Raw genomic sequence first — 15,712 nt, forward strand, 5'->3', positions numbered from 1 at the left:
GCGGCGGAAGCAGCAGCAAAAGGGCTGCCGCGATGAGCGCGGCATCGGTCAGTCTCGAAAGCCCGCTCCGCCCATCAAAGCGCCGCGCCGTGGCGCGAAGTGCGGGAAAGGCCGGTGCCAGTCGGCCCCATCTCTGTGCCAGAAGCGACAGGCTCGCGCACAGCGCCAGTTGCACGAAAGCCAGCAGGGCAGCCCGCTGCGGATCGAAGTCGGCGCGGAGCGACTGGAAGATGGCAACCTCGAGGGTTGTGGCGCGCGGGCCCCCGCCCAGGGTCAGTACAATGGCGAAGCTCGAGGCGCAGAGCAGGAAGATGAGAAGCGCCACGCCGGGAAGGTTGCCCCTGATCTGCGGCCACTCGACCAGCCGCCAGATCTGCCTCTCGTTCAGGCCAAGCTGGGCCGAGAGTTTCCAGCTCTCGGGCGGAATGCGCTCGAAGTCCGACAGGATGAGCCTCGCGGCGAGAGGCAGGTTGAAGAACACATGCGCGAGCAGGATGCCTTGCAGCCCATAGATATCGAACACACCGCCAAGCCAGCCCTGCGTGCCATAGACCTCGATGATGCCGATGATGACCACGATGGCCGGAAGCGCCAGCGGCAGGTTGAGCAGGCGCACCACGATCATGCGCCCGGGAAAGGCAGGCCTCCGCGCCAGCGCGCGTGCCACGGGAAGGCCCAGAGCAATCGAGATGAGGGTGGATAGTCCCGCCTGCAGCAGCGTGAAGTTCAGTACACGGAGGATATAGGCATCGAACCCGGAAAACCCGCGTCCCGCGCCCATCCAGAGAACGGGCAGAAATCCCGCGGCAAGGGCGAGCAGGAGGAAGGCGAGCGCCAGCAGGGCTGGCGCTCGCGGCTGGGTATTATATGTCCTCACTTCGCCATGGCGTTCAGCCATTCATCGATCCAGGCGCGGCGGTTCTGGTCGACTTCGAGAGGCGAGTAGATGAGCGTCTTCTCCGGCTTCACCAGTGCGTCGAAAGCCTCGGGCAGCGGTGCCGAGGTCTGGCCTGCGGGGAACATCCAGTTGTTGGTGGGGATCTGGTCCTGGAACCCGGGGCTCATCATGAAGGCGATGAACTTCTGCGCCAGAGCCCTCTCGGGGCTCTTGTCGATGAGGCCCGCCACCTCGATCTGGAGGTAATGGCCTTCCGAGAACGGCGCCGCCTTGTAGCGGTCGGTGTTCTCGGCAATCACGTGATAGGCGGGAGACGTCGTGTAGGAGAGCACCATCGGCGCCTCGCCCTTGGTGAACAGCGCATAGGCTTCCGACCAGCCGGGCGTGACCGTCAGCACACGGCCCGAGAGCTTCTTCCACGCCTCAGCCGACTTGTCGCCATAGACCTGCTTCATCCACAGCAGGAAGCCGAGCCCCGGTGTGGAGGTGCGCGGGTCTTCGAGCACGATCTTCTGCGACGGATCGCCATTGACGAGTTCATCAAGCGATTTCGGCGGTTCCGTCACCATCTGGCTGTCATAGATAACGGCGAAATGCGCATAGTCGAAAGGCATGAAATATTCGTCGGCCCACGGGATCGGCGTCTTCGCAAGCGCTACGTCCAGGCCATGCTGGCCGAACAGGCCCGTCGCCGCCGCTTCCGCCGTGAGGTTGGTGTCGAGGCCCAGCACCACGTCGGCCTTGGTGTTGGCGCCTTCAAGCTTCAGGCGGTTGAGCAAGGCGACGCCATCGCCCGGTGCCACCCACTCGATGGTGCAATCGCAGTCCTTCTCGAAGGCTTCCTTCACCTTGGGGCCGGGGCCCCATTCGGCGACGAAACTGTCATAGGTGTAGACGGTAAGCGTCTCCTTGGCCGCAGCGGGAGCTGCGAGGACAACAAGCGCGAACAGAGCTGAGAGTGTTCTTTTCATATGTACCTCCATTCGCCGTTGGATGGAGGTTTGGAGGTTCCGATCAGGAACATCCGCCCACAATCCCTCCGCCGGCATGATCCGGATCAGGTTCAGCGGGTCTGAGGCATCAGCCTCGTCTCAGCCGCTCGAGCGCGGCTCCCCGTTGAGAGCAGACCCAAAGGTAGTGCGGCACACGTGCGCTGGCAAGCGGCATTTGCTAGGACAGGTTCCATGTCACGATTTGCAATATTGCTCGGCGGCGATCTGATCGTCACCTCCCGCCTGCGAAACCAGTTGAAGGGCGCCCGCTTCATTGCGGCCGATGGCGGCATGATGCACGCCGCTGCACTCCGCGTGGTGCCCGAACTCTGGGTCGGCGATTTCGATTCGTCGGGCTCCGAACTCACGGTGCAATATCGCGACGTGCCACGCGAGACCTTCCCGGCCGAGAAGGATTCGACCGATGGTGCCATTGCCGTGGACGAGGCGATCCGGCGCGGTGCCACCGAAATCATTTTGATTGGCGGCTTGGGCGGCCAGACCGACCATACGGCGGGCCTGCTGGGCCAGGGCATCCACATCGCGCGCCAGGGACTTTTCTGTCATCTCACCAGCGGCGCGGAAGAGGCGTGGCCCGTTCTTCCCGGTACAGCACTTCTGGATCTTCCGGATTCCGCCCGTTTGAGCCTCATTCCCTTCGCCGATTTCGAAGGCCTCGACCTCGACGGCGTGAAATGGCCGCTGGTGAACCGCGATGTTCCGGTGGGCTCCACCCTCACACTCTCCAACGTGGCGACCGGCCCAGTCCGCATCGCCTTGCGCGTGGGCTATGGCGTTGCCATCGCTTATCCGCCATTGAGCAGCGATGACTGACCATACACTCCACATCGACGACATGGGCCGGCGCGGCGAAGGCATCGCGCATCAGGACGGCCGCGCCATTTTCATTCCCGGCACTCTTCCCGGCGAAACGGTGCGCGCGGCAGGCGACGGCGAGCGCCTCGCGCTGGGCGAAATCCTTGAGGCTTCCCCCGACCGGGAATCGCCTTTTTGCAAACACTATGGCCGCTGCGGCGGCTGCCAGTTGCAGCACTGGAAAGAGGAATCTTACCGCAACTGGAAAATGAGCCTCGTCGAGCAGGCGCTCTCCGCGCGCGGGTTGGAGGCAAAGGTTTCCGGTATCATCGATGCGCATGGCACGGGCCGCCGCCGCGTGGCGCTGCATGTGCGCCGCCGCGATGGCGGCGTCACAGCGGGTTACATGGAGGCTCGCAGCCACAGGCTTCTCGACATCGATACCTGCCCCATCCTCGAGCCCGCGCTGGACCGCGCCTTCGACATCGGCCGCCTGATCGGCGTGAGGCTGGGCGACTGCGACGTAGCCCTGACCTCAACCCTCACCGGCCTTGACGTGAGTGTGAAGGCCGAGCGCAAGTTCTTCGCGCAGGAACACGCCAATCTCGCAAGCCTCGTGAGCGAATTGCGAATTGCGCGGCTTTCGGTCAACGGTGAGGTCATCGCCACCGCCGTTACGCCGCGCATTGCCACTGGCTGTGCTGAAGTGGCGCTGCCACCGGGCGGCTTCCTGCAGGCGACAGCGGAGGGCGAGGCCGTTCTCGCGCGGCTCGTTCAAGACGGCGTGGGCAAGTCCAAGAGCGTCGCCGATCTTTTCTGCGGCACCGGTCCCTTCGCCTTCCGGCTTGCCGAGCGTGGCAAGGTCGAGGCCTATGACAGCGACCGCGCGGCGATTGCAGCGCTCCAGTCGGCGGTGAAATCGACGCCCGGCCTCAAGCCTCTCGTGGCCGCCGCGCGCGATCTCTTCCGCGAACCGCTGGTGCCGAACGAGATGAAAGGCTTCGACGCCGTCGTCTTCGATCCGCCCCGCGCCGGTGCCGAGGCTCAGGCAAAGCAGCTTGCGCGATCTGCGGTGAACACCGTTGTAGCGGTGTCATGCGACGCGAGTTCTTTCGCGCGCGATGCGGAAATTCTTGTAGGCGGAGGCTATGCGCTGAAACAGGTGACTGCCGTCGACCAGTTCAAATGGTCGTCGCATGTCGAGACCGTGGCGGTGTTCCGCCGCGAGCGCTGAGACTGTTACCAAGCTGCAACAGGAAGAAGCAAGTTTCATAAGCACACTTCCGCGCGGCGTGATTCGGTGTTACACACTGCGCTCACGCAATTTCGAGAAGGAGTCAGCCATGGGAAATCAATTTACGCGCTGCTGAACTCCGGGCCGCACTGAGGCTCGGGCCTCAGGCGGATAGCGTATCTTTCGCGCATCGAGCGCTTCACATACATCATTGAACCGTCAGCTTTGTCCAAGGCACCGTGCTGCGTTTGCGCAGGCACCTGGGCACGGTTGACTTGTCTTTCCACGCGCATGGGCTTTGCTGCCCCTGTCTCGCGACGGAGACCGTCATGTTCTCTCTCAAGTTCGACCTGCTGTTCCCCAGCCTCGACATGGCAAAGGCAACGGCAAAGAAGCTCAATGCAACGTTCAGGTGGCCCGACGTGCCGATCGAGCCGCGCGAATTGAAGCGCATGCAGGATGAGCTTCGGCTTGCCCGTGAACGCGTGCGCGCTCAGGTGACAGCGGGGCGGTTGTTCCTGTGATCATGTCCATGTTAGCGTTCCGCCATGAGTACTATGGAAACGGATGTGATCGTCGTCGGCTCCGGCATGGCGGGCGCTGCGGCGGCTTTGAAACTGGCGAAAGCCGGAAAATCTGTGACGATCATCGAGGCGCGCGACCGCTGCGGCGGCCGCGGCTTCATGAAACCCTATGCGGGCGATGACGGCAGAACCGTTCTGGAGTATGGTGGCGCCTGGATCACGCCCTGGCATGATCGCATCCGCGCCTTGGTCGAGGAACTTGGCCTTTCGCTCCGGCCGCGCCACCCCGTGACCACCCGCCAATGGCTTCGCGGCGGCGAAATCCATACCGATTCCTCCGCCGCGCGCGAAGACGTGACGGCGCATGAGCGCGCCATCGCACGAGTTGCGGTCGATGCGATCCTCTTGAAGAAGGGCATGGCCGCGAATGAAAAGGGCGAGGCCCTGCGCGGCATTTCCTTTGCCGATTATCTCGACCGGCTCGACTGTCCGAAATCCACGCGCGACATCTTCTCGGCATGGTGGACGGTTTCGGGCAACGGCGATCATCAGACAGTTGCGGCGTCGGAGTTTCTCGGCAGCTGTTCCTATGACAACGGCCTTGCCGAAGGGATGATCCGCTTCTGGACCGATACGGTGGTGCCTGGCATGGGAGCGCTGGCTGATCGCATGATCGAAGCATCGGGTGCGAAGCGCATCCTGTCCTCTCCGGTGACGCGGATCACGACGACGGCGGACACTGTCGCGATCACATGCGGAGACACAACCTATCGCGCGAAAGCCTGCGTTCTGGCTCTCGGTGTCAACCAGATGAAGTCTCTGGAGTTCACGCCGCAGCTCTCTCAGGCGAAGCGCGACGCCATCGCGCTGGGGCACGGCGGCCGATCCTTCAAGCTGTGGATCAAGGCGGAAGGCGTTCCGGTGGGCACGCTGGTGACGGGTGAGGGATCAGGCATCGAGTTCGCCTTCGCCGAACGCAAGGCGGAAGACGGCTCAACCCTCATCGTTGCCTTCGGACTGATGAACGCAGCGAACCGCCCCGGTGATGCCCAGTGGGTGCGCGAGCAGGCCTCGCGCCTTTTTCCCAATGCGCGAGTTCTCTCGCATGACTGGCACGACTGGCTGGATGATCCCTTCGCACGCGGCACCTGGGTGGCGGCACTCGCCGGTCACGAAGACGGACTCGAGACCGAGAATTGGCAGCCGGAAGACCGCATCGCCTTCGCATCCTCGGATTACGCGCGCGAGCAGGCCGGCTGGTTCGAAGGCGCCGTCATCGCTGGAGAAGACGCGGCGGACGCAGTTCTGAACCTCAAGTAAATAATTTTCCGAAGACATCCATCGAGGTGTTGGCGCCACATATGACGACGCCCACGCGCTCGTCCTTTTCCGGCGTGTAGGCACCGGAGAGAAGTGCCGCGAAGGCGGCGGCACCGCCCGGCTCGGTGACGAGCTGCATGTCACGCCACAGCTTCCGCTGCGCATCGCGGATATCGTCGTCGGACACCAGCGCCACCTGCGCGACATGATCTTTGGCGATGTCGTACATGATCTTTCCAACGGTGGAAGCGCCCAGCGAATCCGCCGCGAGTCCGGAAGGCTTCACGGGAACGCGCTCGCCCGCGGCCAGTGCTGCATGCAGCGTGTTGCAGGTTGCGGGCTCGACGCCGATGATCTTGACGGATGACTGATACCAAGCGGCAATGCCGCCGATGAGACCGCCGCCGCCCACTGCGACGAGCAGGGTGTCCAGGCCAGGTGCCTGGTCTTCGAGTTCGCGGGCCAGCGTGCCCTGGCCCTCGAGCGTGGGCACGGCATCGTAGGCATGAACACCCACGGCACCCGTCTCGGCGACATGCGCCTCGCAGAAACCCAGCGCCTCGTTGTAGTTGGCGCCCTTCTGCACGACCTCGGCACCATAGGACGCGATGCGGGCCACCTTGGCGGGGGACGAGATTTCAGGAACGAAGATGCGCGCCTTGTGCCCAAGTTCACGCGAGGCATACGCGACGGCAGCGCCGTGATTGCCGCCCGACGCCGTGGCGACGCCGCCAGCGCCCACCGTGGCATTCACCAGCGTGTTGAAGGCGCCGCGTGCCTTGAAGCTCCCCGAATGCTGGAGCAGTTCCAGCTTCAGCGTGACGGGGAGAGCGACGCCATCCACCATCACATCCACCACCGGCGTGCGCCGCACGTTGGGCGCAATGCGATGCGCGGCGCGGGTGATCGCTTCCCGGGTGATGCTCATTCGGCCGGCGCCACATGGACGAGCAGGTCGGAGCTGCTGCCGAACACCTGATCGTAATGGCGCTTCTGCGCATGCGCCGCGGTGAGCGCGTTGCGCATCAGGATCGAGACCGTCACCGGCCCCACGCCGCCCGGCACCGGCGTGATCCAGCCTGCAGTTTCGGCACATGCATCATAGTCGACGTCGCCGACCGTGATGTGCTTTCCGCCTTCCTCGATCTGGTTGATACCGATGTCGATGACGGCCGCACCCGGCTTGATCATGTTGGGCGTGATGAAGCGCGGCTTGCCTACGGCCACGAAGATCGCATCCGCCGCCCGGCTGTGAACCGCGAGGTTGCGTGTCATATGATGGCAGACTGTGACGGTGGCGCCCTCCGCCATCAGCAGGAAGGCGATGGGCTTGCCGACGATTTCGGAGTGGCCGATGACCACGACTTCCAGGCCTTCGAGCTTGAGGCCGGTGCGCTTCAGAAGCTCGACCGATGCCGCCGCCGTGCAGGGCGCCAGCGAAGTATCGCGGTAGACGATGTTGCCGATGGAGGCCGGATGCATGCCTTCGACATCCTTCAAGGGATGGATCGCCGTCTGCAACTCGCGGATGTCGAGATGCTTCGGCACCGGGCGCTGGATGATGACGCCTGTCACGCGCGGGTCAGTATTGAGCGCCTGCAGGATGCCCAGCAGCTCGATCCGCGAAACGGACGACGGCAGGTTGCGCTCCTCGAAGGTGATCCCGGCCTTCTCGGCCCCGCGCGCCTGGTTCCGCACATAGAGGCTGACGGCCGGAACGTCGCCGATGGTGATCGAGACGAGCTTCACCGGCCAGCCCTGTGAGGCCAGTTCCTCCACTCCATTATAAACGGCGCGGGTGATTTCCTCGGCGACGGGCTTGCCCAGAAGGGCATTGTGGCGGATGGCGGTCTGGATCGTCATGGGCAGCAATCTCTCTTGAATCGGCGCCTCTTTCTCATGCGTTGATCTCCATGCGCAAGCCCCTTGCGTCGCGGGGCGGATCGGCAGGAAGTCGCAGTGACCGACCCTCGGCAATGCGCCGTGCCGACCACGCACAGGCGCAGGCATCGAGAAGGTCGTCTGCCCCAACGTCGGCTCTCCGGTATGACGCAGGAGGAAGACTCTGCAGGGGAAACCCGGCCTTGAGCAGCAGGTCACGTCGAAGGTCGAGGCCGTCCGGATAAACGCTCCCCTTTTTCTTCTTGGGAAGGTTGAGCGGCGCTTCTCCGTTCATCACCCAGAAGGCGAGTTCGGGATGAACCTCGAACACAAGCGATTGAACTTGGGGAGTCATCAACGCATCGATCTCGCGCATCTTCGCGAAGATGTGGAAGATCTGCTTCGAGACCTTCCTCGGCGGATCGGAATTGAGAAGATTCGCAACGCACGACTCGCGATAGTCCAGACACATCACGGCGGCACGCGAGGGGACGGAAAAGACACTCGACTGCCGCTCGCCCAGCCGCGCCCGCGCCTCGCGCTCCGCCAACCGGCCCGAACCGGACGGAAACCCGATGGGCATGTCGACGGCAACGATGTCAGCGTCGAATGCCAGCACTTCGGAGAAGCTGCGGCAGAGATGGTGGGTCAGGCTCTCCGCCCAACGAACCGCGATCCAGCCGCCCGGGCAGCCATCGACGCCGACAACGGGGATCATCTGCCGTGCAACGCGCCCGCAATGTCCAGCACCGGTGTTCCCGCGCTCATGGCGATGGCGCGCGCGAGGATCTTGTTGGCGCCGGCAAAGGCCTCGGGCGCCCGCTCCGCCAGCCGCCTAGCCAGATAGAGCCCGCTGAGAAAATCCCCCGTGCCGTTTGCAACGGCCGCCAGCTTCAGCGACGTCGCGATGTGATAGGTTTCCACCGTCACCAGCAGGGTCGCTATCTGGTCGGTGTAGTGCGGAATCGATGTGGCGAGCACTTCCGGCGTTCCGATGGCGCGTGCTGCCGCAATGGCGCTGTCCTCATCGCTGACGGAATGCCCGGACAGCCAGGCCAGTTCGAAGCGGTTCGGCGTGATGCAGGTGGCAAGCGGCACCAGCCTGTCGCGGATGGCCTCCGCGACCGGTTGCGGCACATAGAGACCGCCCTCGTCTCCCATCACAGGATCGACCAGGACATAGAGTGAAGGCCTGGCCGAAGTCATCCGTTCAAGGACGATTGCTGCGGCCTCGACCTGTTCGGGACTGGCGAAATAGCCGGTGAACACTGCATCGCAACCAGCGAGGATGCCGAACCCGTCCAGCGCATCGAGTATGCGCGAAATGTCCTCGGGCTGCGTGCGGAAGCCCGCCGGTGTCCCATGGCCCGGATGGTTCGACAGCATGATGGTTGGAACCGCGATGACCTCGTGTCCCCGCGCCTGAAGTGCGGGCACCGCGGCTGTATTTCCGACCGGTCCCCACGCCACCTGGCTGGAGATGCTCAGGATACGCATCAGATCACGTTCTTTTCGAACAGCGGTTCTTTCAGCGCGATCCGTTCATAGCCGAACCGATTGAGATCGATGGTGCGATATGCGCCATGCATGATGAGCTCCGAGACAGCATTGCCTGCCGCCGGGCCCTGCTGGAAGCCATGGCCCGAGAAGCCGTTGGCGAAGATCAGGTTGCCCACCTCAGGATGTGCTCCGATGATGCCGTTCTGGTCGAGTGCGTTGTAGTCATAATGCCCCGTCCACGAGCTGATCACCTTGATCGCCTCGAACAGCGGCACGCGCTCGGCCAGCACCGGCCACAGCTGTTCCTCGAAAATGCTGTAGTCGACCTCCCAGTCGAAGACCGTGGGTTCGTCATGCTCTTCTGGAGAAACGCCGCAGATGAAATTGCGCCCCTCGGGCCTGAACCACACGCCGTTGGGCTGCACGGTGAGCGGACCCTTGTGCAAGGCCTCGGTCGCCGCCGGGCAGTCGAAGACATAGACATAGCGCTTCCGAGGGCCAACCGGCAGTTCAATTCCTGCGAGTGCTGCCAGAGCACCCGCGCCAGTGCCCGCCGCGTTGACGATCGTGCCACAGGAGATTTTCTCGCCGTCGGCCAGTGTCACGCCCGTGATGCGGTTGCCGTCACGCGAAACGCCCGTCACCTCGCCCTGAATGAGCTGAACGCCTTGGGCGATGGCCGCCTTCCGCATCAGCCCCATCATCGAATAGGGGTCCATCCAGCCTTCGCCGGCAAGCCCGAAACAGCCTCCGGCCAGCCCGTCGGCCACGAGCCATGGGAACCGCTGCGACAGGTCGTCACCATACAGCAGCACGTTGTCGGCGCCGTTTGCCATTTGCACGGCGTGATTTTCCTCGAGGATCGGCATGCCGCTGTCGGACGCCAGGATCAGGTAGCCTTGCTCCTTGAAGCCCACATCGGCTTCCGGCCCGAACTCCTGTTTCAGGTTCCGCACCAGCTTCAGTCCGAACAGCGAGAGCGCGATGTTCTCGGGCGTCGAGAACTGCTGGCGAAGCCCCCCTGCGGACCGCCCCGTGCAGCCGAACTGCCACGTGGTGTCCTTCTCCACGATGGCAATCGTGCCCGTGAATCCGTTCTTCTTCAGGTAATAGGCGGCGGCGCTGCCGACCACGCCGCCGCCCACGATCACGACATCATATGTTTTCATGTGGCGCACATTGCCGAATGCACCTGCCCTCCACAAGGGCCGGAGCCATGCGGCTTATCCAAAAGTGGGCTTCCCACAGCGCAATGCGGCGTCTAGCGTTGCGGCGCAACATTCAATGGACGTCACATGACCTTGCGAGCCCGCCGCAGCGTTCTCTACATGCCCGGCAACAATGAAAGAGCCCTCGAGAAGGCGAAGTCGTTGGCGGCCGATGCGCTGATTCTCGATCTTGAGGATTCGGTCGCGCCCGATTCCAAGGCGGACGCCCGCGCCAAGGTGGCCGCCGCCGTGAAGGCCGGGGGCTACGGTCGCCGTGAACTCGTCATCCGCATCAACGGCCTCGACACGCCATGGGGTGTGGAGGATTTGAAGATGGCGGCGGAGGCGAACCCCCATGCCATTCTGGTGCCGAAAGTCGCGAGACCCGGCGACATCGTGAATGTCTCGAAGATCCACGCCGGCATGGGCGGCGCCGAGCACACCCGCATGTGGGCGATGATGGAAACGCCGATGGCAATCTTCAACGTGCGCGAGATTGCTTCTGTGCATCAGGCGGCAAGGCTGTCCTGCCTCGTGCTCGGCACCAACGACCTGCTGAAGGAATCGCGCGCGCTGGCCACCGGCGGCCGCTTCGCCATCCTGCCGTGGCTGTCGATGACTCTTCTCGCCGCCCGCGCCTATGGGCTGGACGTGATCGACGGCGTCTACAACGACTTCCGCGACGAGCAGGGCTTCCGCGCCGAATGCGAACAGGGCCGCACGCTGGGCATGGACGGGAAGACCCTGATCCACCCCGGACAGATCGCCGTGTGCAACGAACTCTTCTCGCCCGCTCCGGAAGAAGTGGCGTGGTCGCTGAAGATCATCGAAGCCTTCAAGCTGCCCGAGAACCAGAAGAAGGGCGTCATCACCATCGACGGCAAGATGGTCGAACGGCTTCATCTCACGATGGCCGAACGCGTGGCAGCGATTGCGGAGGCGATCTCGGTTTGACTAGCCTTCTGCAACTCGATCCCGTAGATAGCGCTCTTGCGTTGCTCGATTGCATCACAGGCAGGAATGGCGATCCTGGCTCAATCGAAGCGCTTGCCAGAAATATCGATGCCTTCTTGTATTCAATGCACTCCCTCCAACCGGCCTTAGCTCCAATCGGCCGACTTGTTGACGACGAGCCACCTGAAACTCCTGATCATCACTGGCAGGCAAACATCGGGCCGCGCTATCCAACGCTTGGATTGTACTGGACAATGCTGAGTTCAAGGATCGTGTCAGGTGAAGAGCCGCAGATCTCTGCTGGTGATGCGATTGACGATTTAACAGACATTGCGCGCGAACTTGCAGCAGTGGACTGGCATCTGAATATCCACGGCCGCAGCGAGGCCCTAGCTGCGCTACGGTGGTGCTACAAGGTTCACTTGTACATGCACCTTGTCCCCTTGCGTGCGCACCTCGAAGAATTGATCTTTGGGAATTGAAACATGATGACCAAGACCAACCCCGGTAGCTTCTTCGAGGACTTCAATCTTCATCAGCGCATTGACCATGCCACGCCGCGCACTGTGACGAGCGGCGACCAGGCGCTCTATACCGCGCTTTACGGTTCGCGCTTTGCTGTCCAATCTTCTGATTTCTTCGCGAGCAGCATCGGCTACCGCCACGCACCAATCGATGACCTCCTCACCTTCCACATCGTTTTCGGCAAGACCGTGCCCGATATCTCGCTTAATGCGATTGCGAACCTCGGTTACGCTGATTGCCAGTTCCTTGGTCCCGTATACCCGGGCGACACGCTGATGGCAGAGAGCCAGGTCATCGGCCTCAAGGAAAATTCCAATGGAAAGACTGGTACCGTCTATGTCCGAACCATTGGCATTAACCAGCGAGACGATGAAGTCCTCTCCTACGTTCGCTGGGTGATGGTGCGGAAGCGCGACGAGAGGGCTGCCGCACCGGAGGCCTTCGTTCCGCAATTGCCAAAGCGCGTCGAACCTTCAGCACTGGGGCGCGATTGTCCCGTCATCGATCCGGCGCTCTGGGACAATGACTGGTCCGGCTCGCCGCACCGCTTTGGTGACTACGCCGCGGGCGAGAAGATCGACCATGTGGACGGCATGACGGTGGAAGAGGCGGAGCACCAGCTCGCCACGCGGCTCTACCAGAACACCGCCAAGGTGCATTTCAACCAGTTCTCGGAAGCACAGGGCCGCTTCGGCCGCAGGCTTATCTATGGCGGCCACGTCATCTCGCTGGCCCGCGCCCTCTCCTTCAACGGGCTGGGCAACGCCTTTCACATCGCGGCCATCAACGGCGGCCGCCACGTGGCGCCGCTGTTTGCAGGCGGCACCGTGTTTGCGTGGTCCGAAATTCTGGAATCCGCCGATGTGCCGGGCCGCAGCGACGTGGGCGCGCTCCGCATTCTCACCCGCGCCACGCGCGATCTTCCGTGTCCGGAGTTTCCGGTTGTGGATGGCACGCCCGACACGCCGGGCGTGATCCTCGAACTCGACTACTGGGCGCTGATGCCGCGCTGAGCCGTTACAGCATCAGCCGCTTTTCGACCCAGGGGAAATTCCGCGCCATGTCGGGCGTCGGGTGCGAGGGCCGCGCCGGTGACGCGATCTTCTGGGCCTGCCCGGTGCGCGATGCCGCCTCGATCGCCAGCAGGGCACGCACATCGTTGGCGCCGTCGCCGCCATCAGGCTCCGGCCTCATGCCCTTCAGGATGCAGTCCGAGAAATAATGCGCCTGCCCGCTGAAGTGATCGTATTGCGGGAAGTTCTTCTCCGTGACCTTGCCGCCCGACGTGATGCGGAGCGAGATCGGCCTGTCCAGCCGGTAGGCGGAATCGACCTCGATCTGGCCCTTGGTGCCGACGACCCGGTAGCTGTCGCGGTCATCCGCCCCAAAGCTGACGATGAACTGCGCCAGCCGGTCGCCCGGAAAGCGGAGTGTGGCCGAGATCATCTCCTCGACCTCCGCAAAACGTGGATCGCCATCGCCCCAGCCCGACATGGCAACCGCCTCGGTGGGCTCGGTGCCGAACACGTGGCGCGCGGCATTCATGCAGTAGACGCCGATGTCCTGAAGAGCACCACCCCAGTGCTCGGCCTTCAGGCGGTGGTTGCCGGGCGCCACGGGGAAGGAGAACACCGAACTGAACAGGCGCGGATCACCGATCTCGCTGCGGCGGATGGTTTCGAGAACCTCGATGGTGCCGGGCTCGTTGTGAAGCCGGTAAGCCGTCATCAGGAACACGCCGGCCTTGTCGGCGGCGGCGATCATCGCCTCGCATTCGGCAACCGTGATGGCGAGCGGCTTCTCGACCAATGCATGAACGCCCGCCTTCGCGGCCCGGATCGCGTAGTCGGCATGCATGGAGTTGGGCAGCGCGATATAGACCGCATCCACGATGCCCTGCCGCAGCATGTCGTCATACTGCTCGTAGCTGAAGATGTGCTCGATGCCGTAGAACTTCGCCATATTCTCGGCATTGGCCCGGTTGCCGGAGACGATGGCCGTCATCTCGGAGTTTCCGGTCTGCTCGATCCCCGGCATGAAGGCGATCTGTGATATCCAGCCGCCTCCCACCACAGCGTAGCGGATCTTTGTCATATGATGCCCTCCCAAGCGAATACGGGCAGACCTTAGCTGCGCCCCCGGCTCCGGTCGAGATGGAGTTTCAGGAGACCGGCGTCCACAGCACCTGGTCTATGCGCGTGGCGCCCGCCGCCAGCATGACGAGACGGTCGAAGCCCAGGGCCACCCCGCTGGCCGGTGGCATCAGGGCAAGGGCCTCCAGCAGGTCCCCATCCACCGGATAGCGTTCGCCGTAAATCCTTTCCTTCACATCCATCTCCGCCTCGAAGCGGCGGCGCTGCTCTTCAGGATCGGTCAGTTCGCCGAAGCCATTGGCCAGTTCGACACCACAGGCATAGAGCTCGAAACGCTCCGCCACGCGGGGATCACGCGAGCTGGTGCGGGCAAGGGCCGCCTCGACGGAGGGATATTCATAAAGCACCGTAATGCGGCCATTGCCGAGATTGGCCTCCACCTCTTCTGCAAGTATGCGGCTGAAGATGTCGGACCATGTGTCATCGGCCGCGATCCGGACCGGCGAAAGCCCGGCCAGCTTGTCGCGATCGGCATTGCCCTCAGCGTCGAGCGTCGAGAGAAGATCGACCCCGGCATAGCGGATGAAGGCGTCGTTCACGGTCAGCCATTCGGCCTCGGCCAGCGGAGCGGCTTCGCGCCCCCGCCACTGGAACTGCTGCGTGCACGCTGTTTCCGCCGCCAGCCGCACCAGCGCCAACGTATCCTCGATGATGACCTCGTAGTCCTCCCGCACCCTGTACCATTCGAGCATGGTGAACTCGGGCGAATGCGTGAGCGTCCGCTCGCGGTTGCGGTAGACATGGCCGAGGTTGAAGATGCGCGTTTCGCCCGCCGCCAGCAGTTTCTTGCAGGCAAATTCCGGCGAGGTGTGGAGATAGCGCCGTTCGGCAGAACCATCCGGCTGGATCAGGTCGGTGGCAAAACCGTGGAGATGAGCCTCGTTTCCGGGCGAGACCTGCAGCGCCCCGCAATCCACCTCGATGAAATCCCGTGCGGCAAACCACGCCCTCATGGCGGCGAGGACCCGGTTGCGGGCCAGCAGGAAGGGCCGGCGGTCGGCATGGCGCTCGGGCGAGAACCAGCGGGATTGACTGTGCGGCACTGCGTTCTCCCAAGGGGGTTGGCTTCCTCAATGGGCGCTGCTAATACCGCGCGCAATCCCATCCGGCAAATTTCAGGAACGAGAAAACAACGTGGTCAAGGTTATCGCAAGCGGTGTCCGCAAGGGCAATGTCATCGAGCACGAGGACGGCAAGCTCTACGTGGTGCTCAAGGCCGAGTCCATGCATCCCGGAAAAGGCACGCCGACGACGACGATAGACATGCGCCGCATCTCGGACGGCGTGAAGACGGTGGTGCGCTACAAGACGACCGATCCGCTGGAACGCGCCTTCGTTGAGACCATCACGCATTCCTATCTCTACAAGGACGATGACAACTACATCTTCATGAACCCCACCAACTACGAGCAGATCCAGGTTCCGGAAGACATGCTGGGCGACCAGGCTCCCTTCCTTCAGGAAGGCATGGAGTGCCAGATCGCGCTGTTCAACGATACCCCGATCTCGATCGAACTGCCGCCGCGCGTGACACTCGAGATCGTAGAGACCGAGCCCGCGATCAAGAACCAGACGGCGTCGTCCTCGTTCAAGCCCGCTGTCCTGTCGAATGGCGTCCGCACCATGGTGCCGCCGCACATCGTCTCGGGCACGCGCATCGTCGTGTCGACGGAAGACTCGTCCTACGTCGAGCGCGCCAAAGACTGA

The 15,712-nt window shown here is 63.1% G+C and carries 16 protein-coding genes, 1 pseudogene and 1 riboswitch; of the genes and pseudogenes, 8 read left to right on the top strand and 9 right to left on the bottom strand.

What is annotated here, in order from left to right; genetic code table 11:
• Window positions 1-898: pseudogene (locus tag ACEW8Q_RS15775) on the bottom strand (thiamine/thiamine pyrophosphate ABC transporter permease ThiP); the annotation flags it as partial.
• A complete protein-coding gene (gene thiB / locus ACEW8Q_RS15780) occupies window positions 874-1,869 on the bottom strand; it encodes a thiamine ABC transporter substrate binding subunit (RefSeq protein WP_373505011.1) in 996 nt (331 codons plus the stop codon). The pseudogene ACEW8Q_RS15775 and the gene thiB, both read right to left, overlap by 25 nt.
• A gap of 46 nt (window positions 1,870-1,915) precedes the next feature.
• Window positions 1,916-2,024: riboswitch (TPP riboswitch) on the bottom strand.
• Window positions 2,025-2,082: 58 nt separating this feature from the next.
• Between thiB and ACEW8Q_RS15785 the strand changes: the two genes are divergently transcribed.
• The 4 genes from ACEW8Q_RS15785 (at window position 2,083) to ACEW8Q_RS15800 (ending at window position 5,784) form a co-directional block, all read left to right on the top strand.
• Window positions 2,083-2,724 (top strand): thiamine diphosphokinase, encoded by a 642-nt coding sequence (locus ACEW8Q_RS15785; protein WP_373505012.1) that lies wholly within the window; start codon window positions 2,083-2,085, stop codon window positions 2,722-2,724.
• Window positions 2,717-3,940: a class I SAM-dependent RNA methyltransferase gene (locus ACEW8Q_RS15790; protein WP_373505013.1), complete on the top strand. Its 1,224-nt coding sequence runs from the start codon at window positions 2,717-2,719 to the stop codon at window positions 3,938-3,940. The genes ACEW8Q_RS15785 and ACEW8Q_RS15790 overlap by 8 nt, the downstream gene beginning before the upstream one ends.
• 329 nt (window positions 3,941-4,269) lie before the next feature.
• A complete protein-coding gene (locus ACEW8Q_RS15795) occupies window positions 4,270-4,464 on the top strand; it encodes a hypothetical protein (protein WP_373505014.1) in 195 nt (64 codons plus the stop codon).
• A 24-nt stretch (window positions 4,465-4,488) separates the two neighbouring features.
• The gene (locus ACEW8Q_RS15800; RefSeq protein WP_373505015.1) at window positions 4,489-5,784 is read left to right on the top strand and encodes a flavin monoamine oxidase family protein; all 1,296 of its coding nucleotides are present in this window, start codon (window positions 4,489-4,491) and stop codon (window positions 5,782-5,784) included.
• On the opposite strand, the gene ACEW8Q_RS15805 is transcribed toward ACEW8Q_RS15800, so the two are convergent.
• Genes ACEW8Q_RS15805 through ACEW8Q_RS15825 form a run of 5 tightly spaced genes read right to left on the bottom strand, consistent with a single transcriptional unit; the run spans window position 5,777 to window position 10,334 of the window.
• Complete coding sequence (locus ACEW8Q_RS15805) at window positions 5,777-6,712, bottom strand: threonine/serine dehydratase (protein ID WP_373505016.1); 936 nt, start codon at window positions 6,710-6,712, stop codon at window positions 5,777-5,779. The two genes, ACEW8Q_RS15800 and ACEW8Q_RS15805, sit on opposite strands and share 8 nt — an antisense overlap.
• Entirely contained in the window at window positions 6,709-7,647 is a 939-nt protein-coding gene (locus ACEW8Q_RS15810) for a bifunctional 5,10-methylenetetrahydrofolate dehydrogenase/5,10-methenyltetrahydrofolate cyclohydrolase (RefSeq protein WP_373505017.1), read from the bottom strand. Before ACEW8Q_RS15810 ends, ACEW8Q_RS15805 begins: the two co-directional genes overlap by 4 nt.
• 34 nt (window positions 7,648-7,681) lie before the next feature.
• The gene (locus tag ACEW8Q_RS15815; RefSeq protein WP_373505018.1) at window positions 7,682-8,383 is read right to left on the bottom strand and encodes a DUF429 domain-containing protein; all 702 of its coding nucleotides are present in this window, start codon (window positions 8,381-8,383) and stop codon (window positions 7,682-7,684) included.
• Window positions 8,380-9,162, bottom strand: a complete 783-nt coding sequence (gene pdxY, locus ACEW8Q_RS15820) for a pyridoxal kinase (RefSeq protein WP_373505019.1) — start codon at window positions 9,160-9,162, stop codon at window positions 8,380-8,382. The genes ACEW8Q_RS15815 and pdxY overlap by 4 nt, the downstream gene beginning before the upstream one ends.
• The gene (locus ACEW8Q_RS15825) at window positions 9,162-10,334 is read right to left on the bottom strand and encodes an NAD(P)/FAD-dependent oxidoreductase (RefSeq protein ID WP_373505020.1); all 1,173 of its coding nucleotides are present in this window, start codon (window positions 10,332-10,334) and stop codon (window positions 9,162-9,164) included. Before ACEW8Q_RS15825 ends, pdxY begins: the two co-directional genes overlap by 1 nt.
• 126 nt (window positions 10,335-10,460) lie before the next feature.
• Here ACEW8Q_RS15825 and ACEW8Q_RS15830 point away from each other — a divergent pair, with 126 nt between their 5' ends.
• Genes ACEW8Q_RS15830 through ACEW8Q_RS15840 form a run of 3 tightly spaced genes read left to right on the top strand, consistent with a single transcriptional unit; the run spans window position 10,461 to window position 12,865 of the window.
• Entirely contained in the window at window positions 10,461-11,327 is an 867-nt protein-coding gene (locus tag ACEW8Q_RS15830; RefSeq protein WP_373505021.1) for a CoA ester lyase, read from the top strand.
• Window positions 11,324-11,809 carry a hypothetical protein gene (locus tag ACEW8Q_RS15835; RefSeq protein WP_373505022.1) on the top strand — a complete coding sequence of 162 codons (486 nt, stop codon included), beginning with the start codon at window positions 11,324-11,326 and terminating at the stop codon, window positions 11,807-11,809. The genes ACEW8Q_RS15830 and ACEW8Q_RS15835 overlap by 4 nt, the downstream gene beginning before the upstream one ends.
• A gap of 6 nt (window positions 11,810-11,815) precedes the next feature.
• A complete protein-coding gene (locus tag ACEW8Q_RS15840) occupies window positions 11,816-12,865 on the top strand; it encodes a MaoC family dehydratase (protein ID WP_373505072.1) in 1,050 nt (349 codons plus the stop codon).
• Window positions 12,866-12,869: 4 nt separating this feature from the next.
• Here ACEW8Q_RS15840 and ACEW8Q_RS15845 read toward each other — a convergent pair whose 3' ends face one another.
• Together ACEW8Q_RS15845 and epmA are read right to left on the bottom strand one after the other, a co-directional pair.
• Entirely contained in the window at window positions 12,870-13,946 is a 1,077-nt protein-coding gene (locus ACEW8Q_RS15845) for a Gfo/Idh/MocA family protein (protein WP_373505023.1), read from the bottom strand.
• A gap of 67 nt (window positions 13,947-14,013) precedes the next feature.
• Window positions 14,014-15,048: an EF-P lysine aminoacylase EpmA gene (gene epmA, locus ACEW8Q_RS15850; RefSeq protein WP_373505024.1), complete on the bottom strand. Its 1,035-nt coding sequence runs from the start codon at window positions 15,046-15,048 to the stop codon at window positions 14,014-14,016.
• Window positions 15,049-15,139: 91 nt separating this feature from the next.
• Here epmA and efp point away from each other — a divergent pair, with 91 nt between their 5' ends.
• Complete coding sequence (gene efp / locus ACEW8Q_RS15855; RefSeq protein ID WP_373505025.1) at window positions 15,140-15,712, top strand: elongation factor P; 573 nt, start codon at window positions 15,140-15,142, stop codon at window positions 15,710-15,712.

Source organism: Aestuariivirga sp. (assembly GCF_041738905.1).
GTDB lineage: Bacteria > Pseudomonadota > Alphaproteobacteria > Rhizobiales > Aestuariivirgaceae > Aestuariivirga.

What these genes read in the sequence shown, in the direction of transcription:
- ACEW8Q_RS15805 (WP_373505016.1), bottom strand. Translation starts at nt 6,712, where the DNA reads ATGAGCATCACCCGGGAAGCGATCACCCGCGCCGCGCATCGCATTGCG.
- ACEW8Q_RS15795 (WP_373505014.1), top strand. Translation starts at nt 4,270, where the DNA reads ATGTTCTCTCTCAAGTTCGACCTGCTGTTCCCCAGCCTCGACATGGCA.
- ACEW8Q_RS15800 (WP_373505015.1), top strand. Translation starts at nt 4,489, where the DNA reads ATGAGTACTATGGAAACGGATGTGATCGTCGTCGGCTCCGGCATGGCG.
- ACEW8Q_RS15830 (WP_373505021.1), top strand. Translation starts at nt 10,461, where the DNA reads ATGACCTTGCGAGCCCGCCGCAGCGTTCTCTACATGCCCGGCAACAAT.
- ACEW8Q_RS15785 (WP_373505012.1), top strand. Translation starts at nt 2,083, where the DNA reads ATGTCACGATTTGCAATATTGCTCGGCGGCGATCTGATCGTCACCTCC.
- ACEW8Q_RS15825 (WP_373505020.1), bottom strand. Translation starts at nt 10,334, where the DNA reads ATGAAAACATATGATGTCGTGATCGTGGGCGGCGGCGTGGTCGGCAGC.
- ACEW8Q_RS15840 (WP_373505072.1), top strand. Translation starts at nt 11,816, where the DNA reads ATGACCAAGACCAACCCCGGTAGCTTCTTCGAGGACTTCAATCTTCAT.
- ACEW8Q_RS15815 (WP_373505018.1), bottom strand. Translation starts at nt 8,383, where the DNA reads ATGATCCCCGTTGTCGGCGTCGATGGCTGCCCGGGCGGCTGGATCGCG.
- thiB (WP_373505011.1), bottom strand. Translation starts at nt 1,869, where the DNA reads ATGAAAAGAACACTCTCAGCTCTGTTCGCGCTTGTTGTCCTCGCAGCT.
- ACEW8Q_RS15845 (WP_373505023.1), bottom strand. Translation starts at nt 13,946, where the DNA reads ATGACAAAGATCCGCTACGCTGTGGTGGGAGGCGGCTGGATATCACAG.
- ACEW8Q_RS15810 (WP_373505017.1), bottom strand. Translation starts at nt 7,647, where the DNA reads ATGACGATCCAGACCGCCATCCGCCACAATGCCCTTCTGGGCAAGCCC.
- ACEW8Q_RS15790 (WP_373505013.1), top strand. Translation starts at nt 2,717, where the DNA reads ATGACTGACCATACACTCCACATCGACGACATGGGCCGGCGCGGCGAA.
- pdxY (WP_373505019.1), bottom strand. Translation starts at nt 9,162, where the DNA reads ATGCGTATCCTGAGCATCTCCAGCCAGGTGGCGTGGGGACCGGTCGGA.